20 protein-coding genes are annotated in these 22,772 nt (G+C 61.7%); 10 read left to right on the forward strand and 10 right to left on the reverse strand.

The genetic code is table 11. The features are described 5' to 3' along the window. Positions 1–5 precede the first annotated feature (5 nt). From AC1D3C_RS06540 to AC1D3C_RS06565, 6 genes are all read right to left on the reverse strand, one after another. On the reverse strand, positions 6–890 hold the full coding sequence (locus AC1D3C_RS06540; protein ID WP_477482306.1) for an ABC transporter permease: 885 nt from the start codon (positions 888–890) through the stop codon (positions 6–8). Next, a complete protein-coding gene (locus AC1D3C_RS06545; protein WP_477482307.1) occupies positions 887–1,954 on the reverse strand; it encodes an ABC transporter ATP-binding protein in 1,068 nt (355 codons plus the stop codon). The genes AC1D3C_RS06540 and AC1D3C_RS06545 overlap by 4 nt, the downstream gene beginning before the upstream one ends. Positions 1,955–1,978: 24 nt before the next feature. Beyond that, positions 1,979–2,995: an ABC transporter substrate-binding protein gene (locus AC1D3C_RS06550; protein ID WP_477482308.1), complete on the reverse strand. Its 1,017-nt coding sequence runs from the start codon at positions 2,993–2,995 to the stop codon at positions 1,979–1,981. 196 nt (positions 2,996–3,191) lie between these two features. After that, positions 3,192–4,208: a dipeptidase gene (locus AC1D3C_RS06555; RefSeq protein ID WP_477482309.1), complete on the reverse strand. Its 1,017-nt coding sequence runs from the start codon at positions 4,206–4,208 to the stop codon at positions 3,192–3,194. Beyond that, positions 4,208–4,846 (reverse strand): DsbA family protein, encoded by a 639-nt coding sequence (locus AC1D3C_RS06560; protein ID WP_477482310.1) that lies wholly within the window; start codon positions 4,844–4,846, stop codon positions 4,208–4,210. The genes AC1D3C_RS06555 and AC1D3C_RS06560 overlap by 1 nt, the downstream gene beginning before the upstream one ends. After that, positions 4,839–6,314 carry an FAD-dependent oxidoreductase gene (locus AC1D3C_RS06565; RefSeq protein ID WP_477482311.1) on the reverse strand — a complete coding sequence of 492 codons (1,476 nt, stop codon included), beginning with the start codon at positions 6,312–6,314 and terminating at the stop codon, positions 4,839–4,841. Before AC1D3C_RS06565 ends, AC1D3C_RS06560 begins: the two co-directional genes overlap by 8 nt. A gap of 487 nt (positions 6,315–6,801) precedes the next feature. Here AC1D3C_RS06565 and AC1D3C_RS06570 point away from each other — a divergent pair, with 487 nt between their 5' ends. The 7 genes from AC1D3C_RS06570 to AC1D3C_RS06600 all read left to right on the forward strand — a co-directional run bounded on the left by AC1D3C_RS06570 (position 6,802) and on the right by AC1D3C_RS06600 (position 14,046). Further along, complete coding sequence (locus AC1D3C_RS06570; RefSeq protein WP_477482374.1) at positions 6,802–8,400, forward strand: ABC transporter substrate-binding protein; 1,599 nt, start codon at positions 6,802–6,804, stop codon at positions 8,398–8,400. 78 nt (positions 8,401–8,478) lie between these two features. After that, the gene (locus tag AC1D3C_RS06575; RefSeq protein WP_477482312.1) at positions 8,479–9,432 is read left to right on the forward strand and encodes an ABC transporter permease; all 954 of its coding nucleotides are present in this window, start codon (positions 8,479–8,481) and stop codon (positions 9,430–9,432) included. A gap of 3 nt (positions 9,433–9,435) precedes the next feature. Then, positions 9,436–10,329, forward strand: a complete 894-nt coding sequence (locus AC1D3C_RS06580; RefSeq protein WP_477482313.1) for an ABC transporter permease — start codon at positions 9,436–9,438, stop codon at positions 10,327–10,329. Then, positions 10,326–11,387, forward strand: coding sequence for an ABC transporter ATP-binding protein (locus tag AC1D3C_RS06585; protein WP_477482314.1), 1,062 nt, complete (start codon positions 10,326–10,328; stop codon positions 11,385–11,387). The genes AC1D3C_RS06580 and AC1D3C_RS06585 overlap by 4 nt, the downstream gene beginning before the upstream one ends. 2 nt (positions 11,388–11,389) lie before the next feature. Then, complete coding sequence (locus tag AC1D3C_RS06590; RefSeq protein ID WP_477482375.1) at positions 11,390–12,355, forward strand: ABC transporter ATP-binding protein; 966 nt, start codon at positions 11,390–11,392, stop codon at positions 12,353–12,355. Positions 12,356–12,424: 69 nt separating this feature from the next. Beyond that, entirely contained in the window at positions 12,425–13,102 is a 678-nt protein-coding gene (locus AC1D3C_RS06595) for an aspartate/glutamate racemase family protein (RefSeq protein ID WP_247036719.1), read from the forward strand. 104 nt (positions 13,103–13,206) lie between these two features. After that, positions 13,207–14,046 carry a MurR/RpiR family transcriptional regulator gene (locus AC1D3C_RS06600; RefSeq protein ID WP_477482315.1) on the forward strand — a complete coding sequence of 280 codons (840 nt, stop codon included), beginning with the start codon at positions 13,207–13,209 and terminating at the stop codon, positions 14,044–14,046. Positions 14,047–14,088: 42 nt separating this feature from the next. Here AC1D3C_RS06600 and AC1D3C_RS06605 read toward each other — a convergent pair whose 3' ends face one another. The 4 genes from AC1D3C_RS06605 to AC1D3C_RS06620 form a co-directional block, all read right to left on the reverse strand. Further along, on the reverse strand, positions 14,089–15,147 hold the full coding sequence (locus AC1D3C_RS06605; RefSeq protein WP_477482316.1) for an ABC transporter ATP-binding protein: 1,059 nt from the start codon (positions 15,145–15,147) through the stop codon (positions 14,089–14,091). Positions 15,148–15,238: 91 nt separating this feature from the next. Then, entirely contained in the window at positions 15,239–16,129 is an 891-nt protein-coding gene (locus AC1D3C_RS06610; protein ID WP_477482317.1) for a carbohydrate ABC transporter permease, read from the reverse strand. Positions 16,130–16,131: 2 nt separating this feature from the next. Continuing rightward, on the reverse strand, positions 16,132–17,100 hold the full coding sequence (locus tag AC1D3C_RS06615) for a carbohydrate ABC transporter permease (RefSeq protein ID WP_477482318.1): 969 nt from the start codon (positions 17,098–17,100) through the stop codon (positions 16,132–16,134). A 60-nt stretch (positions 17,101–17,160) separates the two neighbouring features. Further along, complete coding sequence (locus tag AC1D3C_RS06620) at positions 17,161–18,516, reverse strand: ABC transporter substrate-binding protein (RefSeq protein ID WP_477482319.1); 1,356 nt, start codon at positions 18,514–18,516, stop codon at positions 17,161–17,163. A gap of 401 nt (positions 18,517–18,917) precedes the next feature. Here AC1D3C_RS06620 and AC1D3C_RS06625 point away from each other — a divergent pair, with 401 nt between their 5' ends. The 3 genes from AC1D3C_RS06625 (at position 18,918) to AC1D3C_RS06635 (ending at position 22,766) form a co-directional block, all read left to right on the forward strand. Beyond that, on the forward strand, positions 18,918–19,850 hold the full coding sequence (locus AC1D3C_RS06625; protein ID WP_477482320.1) for a LysR family transcriptional regulator: 933 nt from the start codon (positions 18,918–18,920) through the stop codon (positions 19,848–19,850). Between the two features lie 227 nt (positions 19,851–20,077). Beyond that, a complete protein-coding gene (locus AC1D3C_RS06630) occupies positions 20,078–20,989 on the forward strand; it encodes a sugar phosphate isomerase/epimerase family protein (RefSeq protein ID WP_477482321.1) in 912 nt (303 codons plus the stop codon). A 103-nt stretch (positions 20,990–21,092) separates the two neighbouring features. Continuing rightward, positions 21,093–22,766 (forward strand): GMC oxidoreductase, encoded by a 1,674-nt coding sequence (locus tag AC1D3C_RS06635; protein WP_477482322.1) that lies wholly within the window; start codon positions 21,093–21,095, stop codon positions 22,764–22,766. The last annotated feature ends 6 nt before the right edge of the window (positions 22,767–22,772 follow it).

The following is a 22,772-nucleotide window of genomic DNA, read 5'->3' on the forward strand; positions in this document are numbered from 1 at the left end:
GCTCCTCACGTCTCCAATGCGCGCAGGGCGCGCTGGTAAAGCAGGATGATGCTGCTGAACAGGATCAGCAGCATGACCGACAGGGCTGCCGCCAACGGCCAGTTGAGCGTGACCGTCGCCTCGTTGAAGACTTCGGTGCCGAGCACGAAGACGCGCCCGCCGCCCATCAGCCGCGGCGTGACGAAAGAGGAGATCGCCAGCACGAAGACCAGAAGCGCTGCGGTGAGCACGCCGGGGGCACTAAGCGGCAGGATGATGCGCGTGAAGACCCTCAAGCGGTTCGCCCCGAGCATGGCGGCAGCTTCCTCGAGTTGCGAGTTCAGCCGCCCGAAACCGCTGAGCATCGCGAGGATGGCATAGGGCATCAGGATTTCAATCAGCGCGACCGTGGCACCGAAGCTGTTGTTGGTGAGCCGGATAACGCCGCCCGTCAGCGAAAGAGACTGGAGCGTGCTGTTGATCACGCCGCGGTCTCCGAGGATGACCATCCAGCCATAGGTTCTGACGACCGACGACGTCAGCAACGGCGCGACGGCAAGTGCCGTCAGGATACCGCGAAAGCGGCTTTCCGTGCGCGCCAGGAACAGCGCGATCGGATAGGACAGGATCACCGCAAAAATCGCCACGTTGAAGCCGAGCACCAGCGTGTTCCAGGCCACCCGCCAGTAGAACGGGTCGAACAGCACCGCCATATAGGATTGTACCGTCCAGTCTCCGCCGCTGAGCGCACCCATCGTCGAGGACGCGAAGGATGCCCGCAAAAGCCATATCAGCGGCAGCAGAAAGGTGATCACCAGAGCAATGAGCCCCGGCAACAGCAGCATCAGCAATACCCCGCGCGACGCGTTTGCCGATGGCGTTCCGGCAGCTGGAAGTGCGGCAGCGCTCATGGCGCCACCTGCCCGACCAGGGTCACGTCTTGCGGGGCGACTGCGAGCGTCACTTCGCTGCCCTTCTCGGGCAATACGCCGGCGTGGGTGGGAAGATCCGCCTGCAGCAGCCTGCCCCCGCAGCGAATGTTCAGCGTCAGGATCTGGCCGCGATAGACGATGTGCTCCACGGTCCCGGTGAAGCTGTTCGGCTGGCCGGCACTGTCGGCAAGGACCAGCCTGTGCGGCCGGATCATCAGCTTGACCGTTGATCCAACCGGCGCTTCACCGACGAAACGCAGCGTCTTAATCCCTTCGACCACGGCAAGGCCGGGTTCGGCTACCCGGCCTTCGAAGAAGGTCCCTGCCCCGATGAAGGACGCGACAAACTCGGTCTGAGGCCGGTCGAAAATCTCGCGCGGCGTACCGACCTGTTCCAGACGCCCGGCGGACATGACCGCCAGGCGGTCTGCCATGGACAAGGCCTCGTCCTGATCATGGGTGACGAAGATCGCCGTGACGCCCGTACGCGCCTGGATATCGCGGATCTCATCACGCATCTCGTCGCGAAGCTTGGCATCAAGATTGGAAAGCGGTTCGTCCAGCAGCAGAAGTTCCGGCTCGATCACCAGTGAGCGGGCAATCGCCGCGCGCTGCTGCTGACCGCCGGATAGCTGGCCGACCTTGCGGTCGCCAAGCCCGGTGAGCTTCACGAGATCGAGCGCCTTGCGGACACGCTCCTCCCGCTCGGCGCGGCCGACATTGCGCATTTCAAGGCCGAAGGCGATGTTCTGGGCGACCGTCATATGAGGGAACAGGGCATAGGCCTGAAAGACCATGCCCATGTTGCGCTTGTAGACGGCAATCGACGACACGTCCTTGCCCTCCAGCCTGATCGCCCCCGAAGTCGGGGCGATCAAGCCTGCGATCATGCGCAGGATCGTTGTCTTGCCGCAGCCCGAGGGGCCCAGCAGGGCCAGCATCTCGCCGCGCGGCAGCGAGAAGCTGACGTGATCCACGGAAGGCTTCTGGGCGCCTGGATAGGTCTTCACGAGATTGTCGATGATGACGTGATGATCAGCCATGGCGGCCAGATTCCCCAAGTTGGATCAGTTGAGCGCGATGACTTCGCGGTTGATGCGTTGGATCCAGGCCGAGTATTTCTCGGCGACGAAATTCCAGTCGAGCGACATCTGTGCGGCCTGCGCTTCCTTGGAACCGTAGATGCGGGCTGCTACGGCGTCCGGCAGGTTCACCTTGGTATTGACCGGACCGTAGAAGCTCTTCTCTGCAAACGCCGCCTGCGCTTCGGTGCCGAGCGCATAGTTGATGAAGAGCTGGGCCGCCGCCGCATTCTTGGAATTTTCGACAAGGCCGATCGTGTTGGTCTGGCCGATCGAACCTTCCTTCGGGGCTGCGACGCCGATCTTGCCGCCCTGCGTGTCGTGCAGGTATTGCGCACGGCCGTTCCAGCAGATCGACAGGTCAACTTCGCCGCTCTGGATCACCGCATAGCAGTCCGGAGCCGGCTCCCAGGTCGAGACGTTCGGCGCGATCTTCTTCAAGAGGTCGAGTGCAGGATCGACGCTCTGCTTGTAGTCGGCACCTGCCAGCTTGTCGAGAATCGGCAGCAGGATGACACCGCGCGTATCACCAAGCTTTGCGGCAATCTTGCCCTTGTATTTGGGGTCGGTCAGGTCGTTCCAGCTGGTTGGCGGCTGCTTGACGGTATCGGTATTGTAGAGGATCGCCAGGTTGTCCTGCGAAAACGCGACAGCCTTGTCACCGTCGAGACGAGCCCAGGCGGGCATCTCGTCGAGCACCTTGACCTTGGCGGGGTCGAGCTTGGCAAAAATGCCATCCTTGCTGGCCTTGATAGCGACAGCAACGTCGATCAGCGCGATGTCGATCTTCGGATCGGCGCGCTGCAGGGTCAGCAGCGCCAGGGTCTCGGCGGAGTTCTTGCTCTGCTGATAGGTGACGTCGATGCCGGGATGTTTGGCCTTGAACGGTTCGACGATGAACTTTTGGTAGTTGTCTGCGAACACGCCGGAAAAGCCGACGATGTTGACGGTGCCTTTGGTCGAGGCGTCCTGTGCCTGAGCCGTGCCCAGAAGCGCCAGCATCCCGGCGACAGCCGCGCCAGCGCGAAGCAAGATCCGCGAAACCCCGTTCCCTGAAATCCTATTCTCCATGCATGTTGTCATGTCCGTCTCTCCAGTTTTAGCCAAGGCTTGCCATCTATCGGCTTGCAATTCATTGGGCGCGCCTGACGCGAACCACTCTCCGTGCGCTGCAGTTTTCTTCCTTCCGACGGCTTCGTCACGCGGTTGGCGTCCAGGCTTTGCCGAGGACACGCAGCCAGTTCTTTCCAAGCAGCTTCAGCACCAGATCCTCGCTCCAGCCGCGGGCCAGCATGCGGGCGGTCAGGTTCGGCAACTCGGTCATCCGCTCGATCCCCTTCGGTTTGGAAATCTTGACCGAGCCGAACTCGGTGAGCCTGCGGGCCGTGCCCTTGTCCTTGTTGGCCCAGAGCAGCCAGGGTCCGGGACGTGGGCGATCGAGCGAAAAGTCGGTGCCGATGCCGACATGGTCTTCGCCGACCAGGTCGATGATATAGGCCATGGCGTCGAGGTAGTCCTCGACGGTGGCGTCATTGCCGGCGGCAAGGCCGGGTGCAAACAGGCTGACGCCGATAATGCCACCCTTTTGCGCGCAGGCAACGAAGAGTTCGTCCGGTTTGTTGCGCTTCACGTCCTTCAGCGCCCTCGGCAGGATATGGGAGATGCAGACCGGGCTCTTCGAGTGGGCGATAACGTCCGCGGTCGTCTTGTCGCCTACGTGGCTAAGGTCGCAGAGGACCCCGACGCGGTTCATCTCCGCCAGAACTTCCTTGCCGAAACCGGTGAGGCCGCTATCGACCTCCTCCAGGTAGCCGGCACCGGAATAGTTCTGGGTATTGTAGGTGAGCTGCATGATCCCGACGCCGAGATCCTTGAAGATTTCCACGTAGTCGAGCTTGTCCTCGAGCGGCGACGTGTTCTGCCAGCCGATGATGATGCCGGTCTTGTTTTCCGCCTTGGCGGCATGGATGTCGGCGACGCTGCGAACCGGACGGAGAATGTCATCGTTCTCGCGCAGGAAGCGTTTCCATTCGGAAACATAGGCGATGCCTTCGCGAAAATTCTCCCAGAGCAGCGATGAGACGTTGACGGCCGTCAGGCCCCCTGCCCGCATTTCCTCGAAGATCGACCGGCTCCACTGGCAGGTCTGCAGGCCATCGACGATGATCGCATCTTCGTGCAGCTTCTTCGCGCTCAGGTTTTCGGTGTCGGGCATCACGCAGGCTCCTTCAGTGCTTCAGTCGTTTTTCGGCCGGCTTTCAGGGCCCGGTCGACGAAATCGAGGCGGTCCTGGCCCCAGAACAATTCGGTGCCGACGACATAGGTCGGCGTTCCGAAAATGCCGAGCCGCTCGGCCTCGGCAAGGTTCTCCTGCCATTCATCGACGATCGTTTCCGGCTGTGGATCAACCACTAATGCGGAGGCTTCTTCGCCGGCCGTCGCACGAGCGATAGCGCGCAGTGTGTCGGTATCGGCAATATCGCGCTCTTCGGCCCACAGCGCCCGCTGGACAGCGAAGGAAAATGAGATGGCGTCGAGGCCGGCTTTCTGGAGCGCGATCACCGCTTGCGCAGCCGGTTCGATCGTGCGGCAGGGATAAAATTTCGGTTTCAGGTTGAGCGGAATGCCGAGATATTCCCGCCAGCGGCGCAATTCGACCTCGTGATAGAGCTGACGCGCGTCCGGCCGCCTGCGCAACGGTATGCCGCCATTGGCCTCGATGATGCGGATCGGGCGCAGACGCAGGTGAGCGCCGTTGTCGCCGGCGACGGCAATCGCCTTCTGTGCCCCGAAATATGCCCAGGGCGACGAGATGCCGTAGAAAATCTGCAACTGCGGGACTTGGTCATCCATTGGCACGGTTCATTTCCTCTTCGAGGTCTGCGTCTGTCCATTCGTCGCCAAGAAGCTCCGGCGTATCGAACCCGAGAAAGCGATCGAGGTGGTAGGCCCGGTCTTCGACAAACAACGAGCGGGCAAGTCCTGTCGCAAGTCGCGTTGCCCCCTCGCTGATGGAAGGAATGCCGCTCGTGATCTTGCCGTGTGACGGGACTGCGGGATAGGCGAAGCAGGAGATCCGGGAGACCGCATCCGCTGTCGCGGTGTCGAGATCGGGTCTGGGCCGGAACTCGAAAGCCGGGCCGAGATAGGGGGTGGCGCCGATGCCGGCATGTTCCCAGCCGGCAGGAGGGGTATAGACGTCCTTCCAGAGCAGGATCCTGTTCCGCAGCGCCGCAAATTCCGGACGCTTGCCGAAATCGACCGAAAAGCCGGTGGCGAAAATCACCAGGTCGGCGGCGTAACGGCCCTTCGGTGTCACGACCTCGACACCATCGCCTGTCTCGACGAGATCGTCCACGGGGCTTGCGATGTGAAAAAAGGCGTTCGGGTGCCGCGAGACCCGTTGCACGCTGTGACGCGGCGGCGGAATCTGCGCCCGCTCGCCGGCCACCATATAGGTCCATTTGTCCGCATCGGGCAGGCCGAGATAACCATGTGTCATTCCCTGGCTGCCGACACCGGTGAACTTGTCGATGCGCGGGATATCCGCACGGCGGACGAAGATATCGACACGTAGCGCGCCGGCCTCCAGAGCGGCGGCGGCATTGTCCATGGCCGAGGCACCGGCCCCGACTATCGCAACCCGCTTGCCCTTCAGCGAGCCCATGTCGATGAGGTCGGCCCCGTGCTTCACGAAGCGCGGCGAGACCCGGCCAGCGACCTCCGGCTGGGCGGGTGCGCCCAATCCATCGAGACCGGTCGCCAGCACGACGCGGCGGGCGAGCACCTTCTGCGTCTGCCCGCCGGCCTCCAACTGCAGTGCCAGGAGCCCGTCCTCGCGAAAATCCAGACCGGCAAACGCCGTCTCGTTGGCCACATCAAGATCGAGCACCCGGCGATACCAGACAAGGTATTCCATCCACATCGGGCGTGGGATGAGCCCCATGTCGAGATAGGCCTGAGCGCCGTATTGCGCCTCGAACCAGGCCCGGAACGTCAGCGACGGAATGCCAAGGGCCGGACCGACGGCATCCTTGCGCGTCCGCAGGGTTTCCATGCGCGCATAGGTCACCCACGGCCCTTCGAACCCTTGCGGGCTACGGTCATAGGCCCGCGCATTCGGTATCCCGACCTTTTTCAGTGCCGCCAGAGTGACCAATCCGCACAGACCCGCCCCGACCACCGCAACATCGAGAACCCGCGAGCCTTCGACGCCCCGGGGCGGCACCCAGGCCTTCGGCGGCTGGTTCAACCAAAGCAGATCCAGGGCCAGACGCGCTTCAAGCGCCTCAAGATCGGCGGGTCGATTTCGATCCTGCATTCTCGTACCCCAAGTCAATTATGCGAAAAGAACATAGAAGTGCGTTAAGGATGCGCTTTCTGAAAAATTACTCCAACCGTGGAAGATTGCAAGAGCGTCGTGATTGTGTGTCGGGCGCGCAATAGATTTCCTTTTCAAGAATTCCATCGAATTGAGTATCGCCTCTGTTGAGCCCAAGACCCGCACGCCATGCGCCGAGGCCGAGCACGTCGATTTTATCCAGTCCGCGGTATTTTTCGGCAGACGCCCGGCATTCCCGCCACAGAATTCGGCACGAGCGGCCTGCATTCCGAAATTGATCTCGCCTGTTTTGCGCTATTCACCTGGCGCAAATCATGAAATTTCAGTTTCACAGCAATTGGCATGAAATCTGCTTCTCCTTTGCCGACTGGGTGAAAATCCGGCGACTTCAATAAAAAGAGGGAACAGCATGACCAGAACTTCATCAACTTGCCGGCACGGCATCGGCATTTTCCAGAACCTGCGGATGACGACGATATTCGGCGCGACCGCGGCAGCACTCCTTGCAGCCGCCGCGACCCCCGCATTGGCGGCTGGAACGCTGCGCATCGGCATGACCGCTTCCGACATCCCGCTCACCACCGGCCAGACCGACCAGGGCGGTGAAGGCCAGCGCTTCATGGGTTATACGGTCTATAATTCTTTGATCGAATGGGACCTTTCGAAGGCCGACAAGCCATCCTCCCTCATCCCCAGCCTTGCAACATCCTGGCAGGTCGATCCGACCGACAAGACCAAATGGATCTTCAAGCTCCGCGATGGCGTCAAATTCCATGACGGCAGCGCCTTCGATGCGGATGCCGTTGTCTGGAACCTCGACAAGCTTCTGAAGACGGACGCCCCGCAGTTCGACAAACGCCAGGCGGCCCAGGGCAAGTCGCGTATTCCGGCGGTTGTCTCTTATAAGGCAATCGATCCGCAGACCGTCGAGATCGTCACCAACACGCCGGACGCGACACTTCCCTACCAGATCAGCTGGATTCTGATCTCTTCACCGATGAATTGGGAAAAGCAGGGCAAGAGCTGGGATGCGGTTGCCCAGAAGCCGTCAGGCACCGGCCCATGGAAGATGGAAAGCGGCTTCACGCCGCGCGAGCGTGCGGAGCTGACGCCCAACAAGGATTACTGGGACAAGGCGCGTGTTCCGAAGCTCGACAAACTCGTCCTGATCCCGCTGCCCGAGCCGAACACCCGCGTAGCCGCAATTCGCTCCGGCCAGGTCGACTGGATCGAGGCGCCCGCTCCGGATTCGGTGAAATCGCTGAAGGAAGCCGGCTTCAAGATCATCACCAATTCCTATCCGCATAACTGGACCTGGCATCTGTCGCGTGTCGAAGGCTCGCCGTGGAACGATATCCGCGTCCGCAAGGCCGCAAACCTTGCCGTTGACCGCGCTGGCCTCAACGAGCTTCTCGGCGGCCTTTCCGTTCCCGCGCAAGGCTACATGCCGCCTGGCCACCAGTGGTTCGGCAAGCCGACCTTCAAGGTGGAATACAATGTCGAGGAAGCCAAGAAGCTGATGAAGGAAGCGGGTTACGGTCCCGACAAACCGCTGAAGACAAAGGTCATCATCTCCTCCTCCGGGTCCGGTCAGATGCTGCCCCTGCAGATGAACGAATACATCCAGCAGACGCTCGCCGAAGTCGGCATCAATGTCGAATACGAGGTGATGGACTGGAATACGGTCATCAACGTCTGGCGCGCCGGCGCCAAGGATCCGAGCGCCAAAGGCGCCACGGCGATCAACTACAGCTACTTCATCCAGGATCCCTTCACCGCCATGATCCGTCAATCGCAGTGCAAGCTCGCCCCGCCGACCGGCACCAACTGGGGTTATTATTGCGACAAGGATATGGATGCGCTGTTCGACAAGGTGCGCAACACCTTCGATCCCGTGGAACAGGACAAGGTGATGCAGCAGGTGCATGAGAAATACGTGAACGACGCGCTGTTCCTGATGGTGACGCATGACGTCAACCCGCGCGCCATGACCACCAAGGTCAAGGGCTTCGTCCAGGCACAGAACTGGTTCCAGGACTTCTCGACGATCACCATCGATCCCTGATCCCGAGCCAGCGGTGCGCCGGTCGATCGGCGCGCCGCCTTTCATGATGCCCGATCAACCTCTTCCGGTGAGGACACCATGCTGCTCTACGCCCTGAAACGGCTTCTGCACGTCATTCCCGTCGCGATCGGCGTGAGCATCGTATGCTTCATGCTGATCCATATCGCGCCGGGCGATCCGCTCGCCGCCATCCTGCCTTCGGATGCCTCCGCCGAACTGCAGACGCAGATGCGCAGCTTCTACGGCCTCGACCGGCCGCTTCCCATCCAATATGCCCTTTGGGCATGGCATGCGCTGCAGGGCGATCTCGGCAACTCGATCGCCAGCGGCCGGCCGGTGCTGAACGAGATCCTGGATGCATCCGTCAATTCCATCATCCTCGCACTCGCTGCCGCCATGATCGGCTTCGTGGCGGGTTCTTCCCTGGGTTTCCTTGCCGGTGTCTTCCGCGGAAGCTGGGTGGATCGCCTCGCATCGGCGGTTTCGATGCTCGGCGTCAGCGTGCCCCACTATTGGCTCGGCATGGTGCTGGTCATCGCCTTCTCTGTCACGCTCGGCTGGCTGCCGGCCATGGGCGGCGGACCGGAGGGATCGGCGGGCCGAACCTTAAGCTGGGCTTATCTGCAGTTCCTCATCTTGCCCGCGGTCACCATGTCAGTCATCCCGATGGGCATCATCGCCCGTACCATCCGCTCGCTGGTCGCCGATATCCTCTCCCAGGACTTCACCCAGGCGCTCGCCGCCAAGGGGCTAATGACACCGCAGATCCTACGCCATGTGGTGCGCAACGCCGCGCCGACCGCGCTCTCGGTCATGGGACTGCAGCTCGGTTACCTGCTCGGCGGCTCGATCCTGATCGAAACGGTTTTCTCCTGGCCCGGAACCGGCTTCCTGCTGAACGGCGCGATCTTCACTCGCGACCTGCCCATCCTGCAGGGGACGATCCTGGTGCTCGCCATGTTCTTCGTTTTCCTCAACCTCGTCGTCGACGTGCTGCAGAGCGCCATCGATCCCCGCATCCAGAGGAGCTGACCCATGGCTGTCGTCACCGCAGACATCGCGGCCCCTTCCCCTGCCGCTATTGCCAAGTCCCCCGGCTTCTGGAGCGGCGTGCTGCGCCGCATCTGCCGTGACCCGGTCGCCATGTCGGCCCTCGCTATTCTCCTGATCCTGGTGCTGATCGCGATTTTCGCGCCCTATATCGCGCCCTATGATCCCTCCAAGGGCAGCGTCATCCGCCGCCTCAAGCCGATCGGCACGCCAGGCTATATCTTCGGCACCGACGAACTCGGCCGCGACATGCTCTCCCGGCTGATCTATGGGGCGCGGCTTTCGCTTATCATGGGCGTCATCCCGGTGCCGGTCGCCTTCATCATCGGCTCGACCATCGGTATCGTCGCCGGTTATGCAGGCGGCATCGTCAACACGCTGATCATGCGCACGGTCGACGTCTTCTACGCGTTTCCGTCGGTCCTTCTGGCCGTGGCGCTGTCGGGCGCACTCGGCTCGGGACTCACCAATGCGCTCGTCTCGCTGACTGTCGTCTTCATCCCGCAAATCGCCCGCGTCGCCGAAAGCGTCACCACCCAAGTCCGCAAACTCGACTACGTGGACGCGGCGCGGGCGTCCGGCGCCCCGCCGATGACGATCATCCGCGTTCATATCCTCGGCAACGTGCTCAGCCCGATCTTCGTCTTTGCGACGAGCCTGATATCCGTCTCGATGATCCTCGCCTCGGGCCTCTCCTTCCTTGGCCTCGGCGTGCGGCCGCCGGATGCCGAATGGGGGCTGATGCTGAACACGCTTCGCACGGCGATCTACAACAACCCGTTCGTGGCGGCCCTGCCCGGCCTGATGATCTTCATCACCTCGATCTGCTTCAACCTTTTCTCAGACGGGCTGCGCACAGCCATGGACGTGAAGTCATGATCAGCATCGTCGAAGAACCCGCCTACGATCTTCCCGTAGGCGAAAGGGGCGGGCCTGCGCAACCGCTGATCTCCGCGCGCGGCCTGATCAAGCACTTCCCGGTCAAGGGTAGCGGTTTCATGAAGCCGAAGAAGGTCGTCCGCGCCGTGGATGGCGTGGATTTCGATATCTTCAAGGGCGAGACGCTCGGGGTCGTCGGAGAAAGCGGGTGCGGCAAGTCCACCACGGCGCGGCTGCTGATGCAGCTCATCTTGCCCGATCGAGGCGATATCCTGTTCGACGGTGAGACGGTCGGTGGCGCGCTGCCGCTTTCCGATTACCGCCGCCAGGTGCAGATGGTCTTTCAGGACAGCTATGCCTCGCTCAATCCCAGGCTGACGATCGAGGAATCCATCGCCTTTGCACCGCGTGTGCATGGCATTGCCGCGAGCAAGGCGATCGCCAGGGCCCATGACCTGCTGCATCGGGTCGGGCTGGAGCCCTCGCGCTTTGCCGGCCGTTACCCGCATGAACTGTCGGGGGGACAACGGCAGCGCGTCAATATCGCCCGGGCACTCGCACTCGAACCGCGGCTCGTCATCCTCGACGAAGCCGTGTCGGCGCTCGACAAGTCGGTGGAGGCCCAGGTCCTGAACCTGCTCCTCGACCTGAAACGGGATTTCGGTCTGACTTACCTGTTCATCTCCCACGACCTCAACGTCGTGCGCTTCATGTGCGACCGGGTGATGGTCATGTATCTCGGCAAGGTGGCCGAGATCGGCAGCCGCGATGCGATCTTCGAAAACACCCGCCATCCCTATTCCGCTGCGCTGCTCGCCTCGATGCCAAAGATGGACCCGTCCGAAAGAACCTCGGAGCCGCCCCTCTCGGGCGACCCGCCGAACCCGATCGATCCGCCGTCAGGCTGTCGATTCCATACCCGCTGTTCGTTTGCCGAGAGCGTCTGCAGCGAGAGTTTGCCGCCGCTTGCCAGCGTCTCCGAAAGCCAGTCCGCAGCCTGCCTGATGTCCGTACCGGGCTCACGCCACAGCCGTGCGCCGGCATTGATGGAGGCATGACCATGCAAACCGCCGCGATGATCGATATTCGCAATCTTTCGGTGACGTTCAACCGCGGCCGAAAGCCCGTGAAAGCCGTCAACGGCGTCAGCCTTTCGGTACAGCCGGGCGAGGTTGTTGCGCTGCTCGGCGAATCCGGGTCCGGCAAGAGCGTCACCATGCGCTCGCTGCTGCGCCTGCACCCCAAAGGCACGACGATCGAAGGCTCGATGACGGTCGCCGGCCGCGATGTGACCGGATTGACGGCCAAGGATCTCGGTGCCTTTCGCGGCGCCGTCGCCTCGATGGTCTTCCAGGAGCCGCGGCTGGCACTCGACCCGGTCTACACGCTTGGCCGCCAGATAGAAGAAACCATCATGCGGCATGAGGGCATCTCGCGCTCGCAAGCGGCGGCGCGCGCGCTTGCGCTCTTCCAGAAGGTCAAGATCCCCTCCCCGGAGCGCCGGCTGCAAAACTATCCGCATGAAATGTCGGGCGGCATGCTGCAGCGGTCGATGATCGCCATGGCGCTTGCCTGCAATCCGAAGGTCCTGCTCGCCGACGAACCGACCACGGCCCTCGATGCAACGGTCCAGATCCAGATCCTCCTGCTGATCCGCGATCTGCAGAAGGAATACGGGCTCTCCGTCATCTTCGTCACCCATGATATCGGCGTTGCGGCGGAAGTCGCGGACCGGATCGCGGTGATGTATGCCGGGCGGATCGTCGAAGAAGGCAGGGTCGCCGACATCATCCGCGAACCGAAGCACCCCTATACCAAAGGGCTGCTCGGCGCCCGCGTCGAACTGGCCCACGGACGTGACCGGCTGGTCACCATTCCCGGCGCACCGCCGGACCTGGCCGCCATGCCGCCCGGTTGCGCCTTCGCACCGCGCTGCGCCCAGGTTTCCGATCTCTGCCGCACGGAAGTCCCGGCCTTGATGCCGTCCGGCGGGGCCGGCAGCGTCGCTTGCGTGCAATATGCCTGAACACCAAAGATGACGAGAGACGATAACAAGGTAGGGAGGGCGTCCGTGCAATCGCGCACGGAACGAGACATGACGCATATCACATTGATCAATCCGAACACGTCCCAGGCGACGACGGTTATGATGACCGAGATCGCCCGGAAATACCTGCCGGAGAAATTCTCGGTGGAGGGGGTCACCGCCACGAGAGGAGTATCGATGATCCTGAATGGCGAGGAGCTTGCTGCAGCGGCCGGCGGCGTCGTCGAAATGGGATTGGCCGCGGCGGGAATGAGCGACGGGTTGATCGTCAGTGCATTCGGTGATCCGGGACTCGAACGCCTGAAAGCCCTGTCCGGCCTGCCGGTCGTCGGCATCTGCGAGGCGAGCATGCACGAGGCCTCCGCCGGAGGCCGGCGTTTCGGCATCGCGACCGTCACTCCCGACCTCGTGGCGAGTTTCGCCGCCAAGGCTGAAACGCTGGGCCTTGCCCACCTCTTTGCCGGGACACGGCTGACCAGCGGCGATCCGCTGGTCCTTGCATCCGACCCCGCGCGTTTACACGCGGCTCTTGAGATCGCGGTTCGGGAATGTTTCGAAAGGGACGGCGCTGAAGCCGTCATCATCGGCGGCGGTCCGCTGGGCCAGGCGGCGGACGATCTTCAGCAGGCTCTCTCGTCACCGGTGATTGCGCCAATCCGCTCCGCTGTCGAACTGTTGCTTTCCCGGATCGCCCATCCTCCCGAAGCCGGAGCGAGGGCGAAATGATCAGGGCGTCTCCCGAACAACGCCATGGAGGGGTCGTTTTTTCTGTTGCAAGTCGCGGCGCCCCGCCGGAAGGTCAGCCCGCTGACGTCTTGGCGGAGTTTCCCATGCCGAAGGATAAATCATTCCTGTATCGGGTCAGGCAAGCCCTGCCCGAACTGCGTCCGGCCGAAAAGCGCGTGGGAGAATTCGTCTGTGATTTTCCCGGCGAGCTTGCCAGCTATTCGGCGCAGGAGCTTGCAGCGCTGGCGCATGTCTCCAAGGCCACGGTGACGCGTTTCATCCAGCGCCTCGGCTACGAAAACTACGAGGAAGCCCGTCGGCATGCTCGGGCCGAAAAACAGACCGGCTCCCGGCTCTTCCTGACGACCGCTGCCGACGCGGCGGCGGCCCAGTCGATGCAAGCGCATGTCGCCCAGGGGGTCGCCAATCTTGAAGCAACATTCCTTTCCATTTCCGAGGGCCAGATCGAGGCTGTGACGGACGCAATGATTGCGGCCAGGAAGGTCTGGGTGCTGGGTTTCCGGAGCAGCCATCCCTTTGCCTCCTATCTGCAATGGCAGTTGACCCAGGTCATCGAGGATATCATCGCAATCCCCGGCGCGGGGCAGACGCTTGGAGAACACCTTGTCAGCTTGCGCGAAGACGACGTCGTGGTGTTCTTCGCCATGCGCCGGAGGATCGCGCAGGTGGACGCCATCCTGGCCCAGCTTCGGCGGTCTAAAGCGAAACTCCTCTACATCACCGACGAGGGCGCCCCGTTCGAGACGTCGGCAACCTGGCATTTCCAATGCCAGACCCTGGCGCCCGGCCCGCTCTTCAACCATACGGCAGTCATGGCCCTCTGCCATCTGCTGATCACCCGGTGCCTGGAGAAGGCAGGCATCGAGGGAAGAAAGCGCCTCCGCCACATCGAGACGCTGAATGAAGGGCTCGACGAACTCTGACGAGATCGATGCCGACGCTATTGGGTACCGGCCGGCCCACCGTCAATTTACGCGCTGCTCGCTCTGTGGGTCGAAGAGATGCACCTTTCGGGAATCAAATTCGACGCGAAGAACATCCCCCGGCCGCGTCGTGACCCGCTCGCGGAATACCCCGATGACCCGCTGGCCCGCGACCTGGCCGACGACATGCGTTTCGGCGCCGGTTGGCTCGACGACCTCGACGATGAGGGGCTGGCCAGCTTCGCCGCCCATGCTCAGATTCTCCGGACGGATACCGTAGACCACATGGCTCCCCTCGTTTTCCAGCGCCGGAAGCTCTAAGACAGGAAGCGCGATATCGCCAATCCAGACCTTCCCCTGGGCATAACGGCCGGACAGGAAATTCATGCCAGGCGACCCGATGAAGCCTGCCACAAAGAGGTTGGCAGGACGATCGTAGAGAGCCAGAGGCGAGCCGACCTGTTCGACGAAACCATCCCGCATAACGACGATCTTGTCCGCCATCGTCATGGCTTCGATCTGGTCATGCGTCACATAGATCATGGTGCTTCCCAGCCTCTGATGCAGCGCCTTGATCTCACCGCGCATGGTGACCCGCAGCTTGGCATCCAGGTTGGACAAGGGCTCGTCGAACAGGAACACCTGCGGGTTGCGCACGATTGCCCGTCCCATCGCGACGCGCTGCCGCTGGCCACCCGACAACTGCCGCGGGTAACGCTCGAGCAGGGCCTCAAGGTTAAGGATCTTCGCCGCCTTTTCGACCTTGGCGCGGATTTCCGGCTTTGCATCGCCGCGCAGCTGCAGGGAAAAGCCCATGTTCTGGGCGACCGTCATGTGCGGGTAGAGCGCATAACTCTGAAAGACCATGGCGATATCCCGGTCCTTCGGAGACATTTCGTTGACGACGGTCGAGCCAATATGGACCTGGCCGTCGCTGATTTCCTCCAGCCCGGCGATCATGCGCAGCAGCGTCGATTTTCCGCATCCGGACGGCCCGACCAGGACCACGAACTCGCCGTCGTCGATATCGACATTCACGCCATGGATGACCTGGGTCTGGTTATAGACTTTTCTGACGTCGCGCAGATTTACGTTTGCCATGTTTCCATTCCTCGTCTTGGGCGCCGGACCTTCCGGTCGAGCGCGCCGGTCTCTGTCTTGCACACCAGGCGGATCGCAAAACCGTTGATGGTCATCCTTTGACGGCGCCGCCGAGCACGCCGCGCACGAAATATTTCTGCAGGCTGACGATCAGCACCAGCGGTACGATCACCGAGATGAAGGTCGCCGCGGTGAGCGTATTGAGGCCGCCCGCATTGGTCTGGGCAAGGCTCGCGACCTGCACCGTGAGTGGTGAAAGCGAACCCGATCCCAGGAAGATCAGCGGGATCAGCAGATGGTTCCATGCGATCATGAATTGCAGGATTGCCAGCGACGCGAGAACAGCACCCGACAGCGGCAGGATGATCTGGAAGAAGATACGCGGCTCGGAGGCGCCGTCGATGCGCGCCGCCTCCACAAGGTCTGAAGGGATGCTGGAGAAGAAGCCATAGAGGAGAAAGATCCCGAACGGCACCGTCAGGCCCATTTCGATGATCCAGACCGGTATGAAGGTCCCCGTAAGGCCGACCGCGAGGAAGAACTTCAGCATCGGCACCAGGACGAGCTGAGGCGGCAATACCTGGAAACCGACCATGGCAAGAAACAGCGCGATACGCCCGCGAAACCGCATGCGCGCCAGGGCGAAGGCGCCAATTGCCGAGAAGAGCACGGTCCCGAGCACGGTCGGAACCGTCAAGACGATCGAATTGACGACGCTGCGGCCGACGCCGGTCAGGTACATCGCCTCGACATAGTTCGACAGCACCGGCCGCCATTCGACGAAGGCGTGCCACCAGCCCGTCTGGGAAGAGTCGCTTTCCGAGCGGAATGTCGTCACGAAGAGCGACAGGACGGGCGTGAACCAGACTACGCAGAGAAGAAGGACAGCGCCATGGAGCGCGATCCGCTTCAACCGGTTTCCGAACTTGGAGATCGGGCGCACGGAAACGAGCGTGGCCCTGCGGCTTTCGATTGCGGACATTGTCACTCTCCTCCCTCCGACCTGATCTGCTTGATGTTCATGAAGATCACCGGAGACGCGAGGATGAGGAGCAGGACGGCGATGGCGCTGGCCGTTCCGAGATTCTGCTTCACGAAGAGCTCCGAATACATCTTGTTGGCGATCACGTCGGTACCGAAGGACCCGTTGGTCATGACGTAGACGATGTCGAAGACCTTGAGGGAGAAGATCGCCTGGGTTGTCAGGACCACGAGGATCGTCGGCCAGAGCGAGGGAAGCGTCACGAAGCGGAAGACCGCCCACTCCCCAGCCCCGTCGATCTTGGCGGCCTCGACCAGTTCGCGCGGGATGTTCTTGACGCCCGCCGACAGAATGAGCGTCGCAACACCGATGCTCATCCACACGGCGACGAAGATCAGCGCATAGTTGTTGACGTTTCGGTCGATCAGCCAGGCGATCGGCATCTTGCCCGTGACAGCCGTCCAGATGGCGTTGAGCGTACCCGTCTGCGGCTGCATCGGCGGCTCATACGTATACATCATCTTCCAGATGACGGCGCCGGCGACGAAGGACATCGCGGTCGGCAGGATCAGGAAGGTTCTCGCGACCCGCTCGTACTTGACCCGGTCCAGCATGATTGCGGCGGTCAGGGCAAGCACCGCCGTCAGCAGAGGAAAGACAACGATCCAGAGGACATTGTTAAACAGAACTGGGCGCATGGCGGTCCCGAATGCCCAGACGAAGTTTCTAAATCCAACCCAGTTGCTGCCGGTCGCGTCACGGAAACTGTAAACGATCGAAGCGACGAGCGGATAGGCTATGACCAGACCCACCAGAGCCAGGACCGGCGAGAGCCAAATCCACGGGCGGATGCTGCTCTGCGTCCTTTGCGGAAACCTCCTGATAGCCAGTTCGCCCGGCAGAATGATGACCAGAGCCACTGCGGGCAAAGAAAGGAGCCCCAGGATAAGTTGCAGAATCTGACTACTCATGGCGTTTATTCCATCCTGTGCCAGGAGCAGCCGGGCCGCTCCTGGAAATGATCGTCCGGCTTATCTCGCAGCGTCGATCGCCTGCAGCACGTTATCCAGGCTGTCGGGATCGAGCACGTATTGCACAATGCCCTTCCACAATGCCTGGATCACCGGCGGATCGACAACCTGGGTCGGCTGGGCGACAAGCGTGACGCCTGGCTTGAGCAGCGTCTCGCGAGCCCGCTTGAGCACGGGATTGGAATAGTCGCTCGGCTGAACCGCCTGGCTGGCAACGGTCCAGTTGCCAGCGGACGCCACGAGCTTCTGTGCCTCGTCCGATACGAGGTAAGACAAGAATGCCTTGACCTGCGGCGTGTCCCTGAATGCCAGGTAAAGCGTTCCCCCGAACGTCTCATAGGCCGCATTTTCCGGTTTGCCCGGTACCGGCATGAAGTCCATATCTTCGATCGGCTTGACCTTGGGATAGATCAGATTGGTAAGGCTGCCGGCATATGTTCCCCAGAGAAGAACCGAACACTGCGGGGGATCGTAGAAAAGCCCCGCCCCGACTTTGACCGCAGGCGTCGACATGGCCGCGACCGGGCCACCGGGAACCATCTTGGGATCGTGGGCGATTTTCCCGAACGCCTCGAACGCGGCCTTTACTTCCGGCGCGGTCCAGGAAATCGAGCCATCGCCAAGACCCTTGAGGGTTTTCTGGCCGGAATTCTTCAGGATGTAGGCCTGGATCCAGTTGCCGGCAAGCGCTCCCGAGGAAGCACCCCGTTCGTCGGTATAGCACCAGGGTGTCTTGCCGGCGTTGGCGCGCTTCACGGCCCAGGCATCGAACTGCTCCCAGGTGGGGGCATCTTTCGGGCCGTCGTAGGTGTGGACATTGTACCAAACCATGAAGTTGTTGAGTTCGGCCCAAACCCCGTAGATCTTGCCGTTCAGGCTTGCAGCATCGACGAGTCCGGGATCGAACTTCCCCTTGATGGCAGTTTCGCCGACCATCGCGCCGACATCCTTCAGGGCACCTTGCTTTGCGTAGCGCACGAGGTTGTTGATATTCGTAGACCCGGCGAGATCCGGTGGGTCACCTGCCTGAACGCGGGTCTGCAGCACAGCGGCAAAGTCGGTCGTTCCCGTATAATCGACGGTAATCCCGGTCGCCGCCTGGAAGGGAGCCCAGGCTGCCTTCAGCATCTCGAGTTCCCGGCCACCGTTGACGCCAAGAATGGATACCTTGCCTCCGATCTTCTGCCCACCCGTCAGCGTGGATGCATAGGCCTGGGCCGCGTCCATCAGTGGTTTGGGAAGTTCGACCGCCTGGGCATGGGCCAGTCTGTCGGAGGATGCCAGCGCCAGTGCCACCACGAAACACGTGGACAGCAGTGCCGGCGCGCGCGCCTTTTCGATTGTTCGGGACACCATAATTCGTTTACCTCCTGTTTGAACGGTCCGCTCGTGGATTCTTACGTCTGGGCGCACGACTGCTCTCCGCATCATTCGGGATGCTGCGAGTATTCAGCGTGTCGAAATCTCCAGGATGGCTCCAGCCCGCCGTTTCACGTCTTCCGTGACTATGACGCTGCGCCTCTTGGCCTTGGATCAATCAGCGTAATCATCCTGTTCCCCTGTCGTGGCCGCCACTTCCGCCATGCGGATCACCCCAGCGGGTTGATTTCGCTGCGAGATGCAAAGGCAGTGTTTGGCCCGGCATTTATGACACCACACTCTGTTCAGCGGGGGCTCGAAGTCAAACAACTAACATTGCCCGAGGTATAACCTTTGGTCATAGTGGAACCGTAGCTGCCTCTCTGCGACCGGACACCATGGATAAGAACCTGCACCGACTGGACCTTCGACAGCTCCGGCACTTCATCGCCGTCGTGCACACGGGCAGCTTCAGCATGGCGGCCGAAAACCTGCGGCTCACCCAGCCCGCTCTCAGCAAAAGCATTCGCAGCATGGAGCAGGCGCTCGGCGTCCGGTTGCTCGACCGAGGCCCGACGGGAGTTCAGGTTACGCTGTTCGGGCAGCGCCTTATCGGCTACAGCGAATTGCTGCTGTCTTTGGCCAACGAGGCCGTCGACGAAATAGACGCACTGCGGGGCGCACGTCGAGGTTCGCTTCGGATCGGAAGCATGGCGGCTGCCCTCAGACAAGTTATTCCCGATGCGTTGATCCGCTTTTCGGCCGCCCGTCCTGATGTTGCCCTCATGGTGCACGAAGGCACCAACGAAGTCCTCCTCCCCCAACTCTTCGCGGCCAAACTCGACGTCGTGTTGACGGTCAAGCCGAGTGATATCCTGAACGAGGATTTCGAGTGGAGACTGGTTGCCAGGGAGCCGGTAAAAATCGTTGCGCATCAATCGCATCCGCTTGCACAACGCAAGAACCTGTCGGTCTCCGATCTTGCGGAATACAGCTGGGTTCTGCCACCGCTGCCCGAGACCGACCGGCTATTGCTCGAATCGCTTTTTCGCACGTCGGGTCTGCCGAAGCCTGTCGTGGCCGTGGAAACGACGTCGATCAATTTCCTGACGTCGATGATCTCTCGCACCCATCATCTGGCGTATCTGACGCGAGCGAACCTTCAGGGAAGCGGATTGGGATTGGTCGCTCTCGACTTCAACGAGATTTCCCTCACACGCGATATCTACGCGGTCTTTCGCCGCAAAGGGGAAGTCCGCCCGACAGTTTCGGTCCTTCTGAGAGAAATTGAACGGGCCAGCGGCATCGGTGAAACCCCTCCTGTGGCATAGCTGCCCTATGAAGATCAGTTATACCTACGCCAGCCGAAGTTATTTTATTCGTTGAACGCGCTCATGTACCTCTTGGGGGTGCTCGCCGCCAGCACATCTTGAGCGGCGAACCAACACCAAACATGCCGCAGGGCATCTCGCGTCGTTCGGGCAACCATTCGGCCGCGGCGATGGCATGCCCCAAACCGAGCGGCGTGCGGCGCGTTCAAACGGAGCGAACCCTATCCATGAACGATTTTCTCTCCAGGCCCGGCGGCTACAAATTTGCTCTCAACCCTATCCAGTGGTTCGCCACGGCGGACGGCTGGCTCGATCCGACCAAGGGACCGGCACCACGGGAGCTGCTGAAGGAAATCGCGCGGTCCGGCTTTGATGCAGTGCATGCGCAGGTTCCAGCCGGGTGGACGATCGGGGAATACAAGAGCGCCTTGCAGGATGCAGGCCTGAAGCCCGCTCCGGGTTACCTGTCGATGGCGCTGCCGGAACACGGCGTCGAGACAGAGGCGACATTGGAAACCGCCCGCACAAGCGCCGCTCAACAGGCAGAGCTCGGCCTGAGCGACATGTTCATCGCCACCCGGATGACCAAGGATGCGCCGCGGGTCATGCGTCCCGGCGTCGGTGTGGAATTCAACGAAGCCAGGTTCGCGATGATATTCGATCTCGTCGATCGGGCCTCGGCTATCCTGAGCGAAGAAGGCGTCAAGGCGGCGCTCCACCCGCATATCGGCACCTGGATCGAGACCGAAATCGAAACCCGCCGCCTCCTCGACAATATCAGCGCAAACCAACTCGGCTTCGGTCCGGATACGGGCCACCTCTCATGGGCAGGCGCCGATGTCATCGGCCTTATCAGGGATTATCGGGACCGGACCCGGGTTATGCATGTCAAGGACTGCCGGCTGCAGGTGCGCGATGCTGCCAGGGCCGCCGGCAAGACCTATCAGGAGACGGTGGTTTCCGGTCTCTGGGCTGAACCCGGTTCGGGTGAACTCGATCTTGGCGGCATGCTTGCAGCCCTTGGCAGTGACTTCGACGGCTGGCTGATCGCCGAGGTCGATTTCCCGACACTGCCGCCCTTCGAATGCGCGAAGGCGAGCGCCGAATGGCTCTCGAAATTGCGGCGGCCCTCGCATTAGGGAACACGCCCGGCGGCAAACGAAGCTTCGAGACCATCAGGGCCGAGCCACCTTAACGCCGCCTTCCAGGACACTTATTTGCCGCGCAGGATACCGAGAAGCGATGTCTCAAGCCATTTATGATGCACTGGTCGTCGGGTCCGGCGCGGCCGGATCTATTGCGGCCAAAGAACTCACCGCCCAGGGCCTGTCCGTCGTTCTTCTTGAGGCGGGGCCCGCGGTCGGCCCGAAAGACTTCGACCCGGCGCGCAAGACGGCGGTTCAAAAGGACATCAATATCTGGGATCGGGCAATGGCCACCGCCAACGGGCAGGCCGTCCAGGCGCGGGCCGTCTTCTTCAAGGAGTGGATGAGCCACCTCTTCGTCAACGATCGCAAAAACCCTTACACGACGCCAGCGGATGCGCCGTTTCTGTGGATCAGAGGGCGCCAGGCCGGCGGCAGGCTGCACACGTTCGGCCGGGTTCTGGTGCGGTGGAGCGACGACGATTTCAGGCTGCACAGTCGCACCGGCGAAGGCATCGACTGGCCCCTGTCATACGATGACATCGCCCCCTTCTATTCCGAGGTAGAATCCTATCTCGGTCTCTACGGTCAGGAGGATCGTGTTTCGACGATGCCCGATGGCGTCTATGCCAATCGCTCGAACCTGACGCCGGCGGAGGAAGCGTTCAAGGCCTCCGTCGAAGGACGCTGGCCCGAGCGCCGCATCGTCTCCTGGCGTTACGTTGCTCCGGAAGCGAAGCGTGTTCCCCGCGCCCTTCGGGATGCGCAGGCAAGCGGCCGGCTGACCATTCGCTACAATGCGGTAGTTCGCCGTATCACCACGGACGACAAAACCGGCCTGGCAACCGGCGCGGAGGTGACGGACGGCATTACCGGCAAAACCGAAAAGGTGCAGGCCTCCAACGTCATCGTCTGCGCCTCGCCGATCGAAAGCATCAGGCTGCTCTTGAATTCTGCGTCAGCCAGGCATCCCGCCGGTCTCGGCAACAGTTCGGGGACGTTGGGCCGCTACTTCATGGATCAACTGCCTTGTTTGGCGATCGGGGCCTTCCCCCCGGTTCCAGGCTGGACGAAGGACGAGTCTGCTCCGCCGGATCCGTTCTATGCCGCATCCGGCGGTATCTTCATCCCGCGATTCGAAGGCTTCGGTAGCGGTGAGAAAAAAAGCGACTTCGCCTATCAGGGGACCGTCGGCAGAGGACCTGTCGCCGGTGATATTCCCGGCCGCATGGCGTTCTTCGGCTATGGGCAGATGCTGCCGTATGCCGACAATCGGGTTACGCTCGCCCCGAACAAGACGGACGCATGGAAAATACCGGTTCCCCATATTCGATGCGTCATGGGTTCAGGGGAGCGTGACCTGCTCAGGCGGCAGGAACACACACTGATCGAGATCGTCGAGCAGGCCGGTGGCGAGCTGGAATTCATCGGCTCCCCCCTCGGCCTCAAGGAAATGGGCAAAGGCGCTTATCCCAACGCCGATGCCCTTAGCCGCTTTCTCTTCCGAAGGATGTTCCACAGAAGCATGTCGATGGGCGCCGCCATCCATGAAAGCGGCGGTGTGCGTATGGGAACATCAGCCGAAACATCGGTTCTGAATTCCTGGAACCAGAGCTGGGACGTTCCCAACCTGTTCGTCACCGATGCCAGCGCCTTCCCCACGAGCGGGGTCGCCGGTACGACGCTGACGGTGATGGCGCTGACGGTCCGCGCCTGCCGACGACTTGCACAACAGGCTTCGGTCCGGCCTCCGCGAAAATCGCCGGGATGAGAGGAG

The sequence above is a fragment of the Neorhizobium sp. P1_A6 genome (genome assembly GCF_056406795.1).

Bases quoted from the DNA above. Each gene is read 5' to 3' on its own strand.
- AC1D3C_RS06540 (WP_477482306.1), bottom strand. From the start codon at position 890: ATGAGCGCTGCCGCACTTCCAGCTGCCGGAACGCCATCGGCAAACGCG.
- AC1D3C_RS06545 (WP_477482307.1), bottom strand. From the start codon at position 1,954: ATGGCTGATCATCACGTCATCATCGACAATCTCGTGAAGACCTATCCA.
- AC1D3C_RS06550 (WP_477482308.1), bottom strand. From the start codon at position 2,995: ATGCTGGCGCTTCTGGGCACGGCTCAGGCACAGGACGCCTCGACCAAA.
- AC1D3C_RS06555 (WP_477482309.1), bottom strand. From the start codon at position 4,208: ATGCCCGACACCGAAAACCTGAGCGCGAAGAAGCTGCACGAAGATGCG.
- AC1D3C_RS06560 (WP_477482310.1), bottom strand. From the start codon at position 4,846: ATGGATGACCAAGTCCCGCAGTTGCAGATTTTCTACGGCATCTCGTCG.
- AC1D3C_RS06565 (WP_477482311.1), bottom strand. From the start codon at position 6,314: ATGCAGGATCGAAATCGACCCGCCGATCTTGAGGCGCTTGAAGCGCGT.
- AC1D3C_RS06570 (WP_477482374.1), top strand. From the start codon at position 6,802: ATGACGACGATATTCGGCGCGACCGCGGCAGCACTCCTTGCAGCCGCC.
- AC1D3C_RS06575 (WP_477482312.1), top strand. From the start codon at position 8,479: ATGCTGCTCTACGCCCTGAAACGGCTTCTGCACGTCATTCCCGTCGCG.
- AC1D3C_RS06580 (WP_477482313.1), top strand. From the start codon at position 9,436: ATGGCTGTCGTCACCGCAGACATCGCGGCCCCTTCCCCTGCCGCTATT.
- AC1D3C_RS06585 (WP_477482314.1), top strand. From the start codon at position 10,326: ATGATCAGCATCGTCGAAGAACCCGCCTACGATCTTCCCGTAGGCGAA.
- AC1D3C_RS06590 (WP_477482375.1), top strand. From the start codon at position 11,390: ATGCAAACCGCCGCGATGATCGATATTCGCAATCTTTCGGTGACGTTC.
- AC1D3C_RS06595 (WP_247036719.1), top strand. From the start codon at position 12,425: ATGACGCATATCACATTGATCAATCCGAACACGTCCCAGGCGACGACG.
- AC1D3C_RS06600 (WP_477482315.1), top strand. From the start codon at position 13,207: ATGCCGAAGGATAAATCATTCCTGTATCGGGTCAGGCAAGCCCTGCCC.
- AC1D3C_RS06605 (WP_477482316.1), bottom strand. From the start codon at position 15,147: ATGGCAAACGTAAATCTGCGCGACGTCAGAAAAGTCTATAACCAGACC.
- AC1D3C_RS06610 (WP_477482317.1), bottom strand. From the start codon at position 16,129: ATGTCCGCAATCGAAAGCCGCAGGGCCACGCTCGTTTCCGTGCGCCCG.
- AC1D3C_RS06615 (WP_477482318.1), bottom strand. From the start codon at position 17,100: ATGAGTAGTCAGATTCTGCAACTTATCCTGGGGCTCCTTTCTTTGCCC.
- AC1D3C_RS06620 (WP_477482319.1), bottom strand. From the start codon at position 18,516: ATGGTGTCCCGAACAATCGAAAAGGCGCGCGCGCCGGCACTGCTGTCC.
- AC1D3C_RS06625 (WP_477482320.1), top strand. From the start codon at position 18,918: ATGGATAAGAACCTGCACCGACTGGACCTTCGACAGCTCCGGCACTTC.
- AC1D3C_RS06630 (WP_477482321.1), top strand. From the start codon at position 20,078: ATGAACGATTTTCTCTCCAGGCCCGGCGGCTACAAATTTGCTCTCAAC.
- AC1D3C_RS06635 (WP_477482322.1), top strand. From the start codon at position 21,093: ATGTCTCAAGCCATTTATGATGCACTGGTCGTCGGGTCCGGCGCGGCC.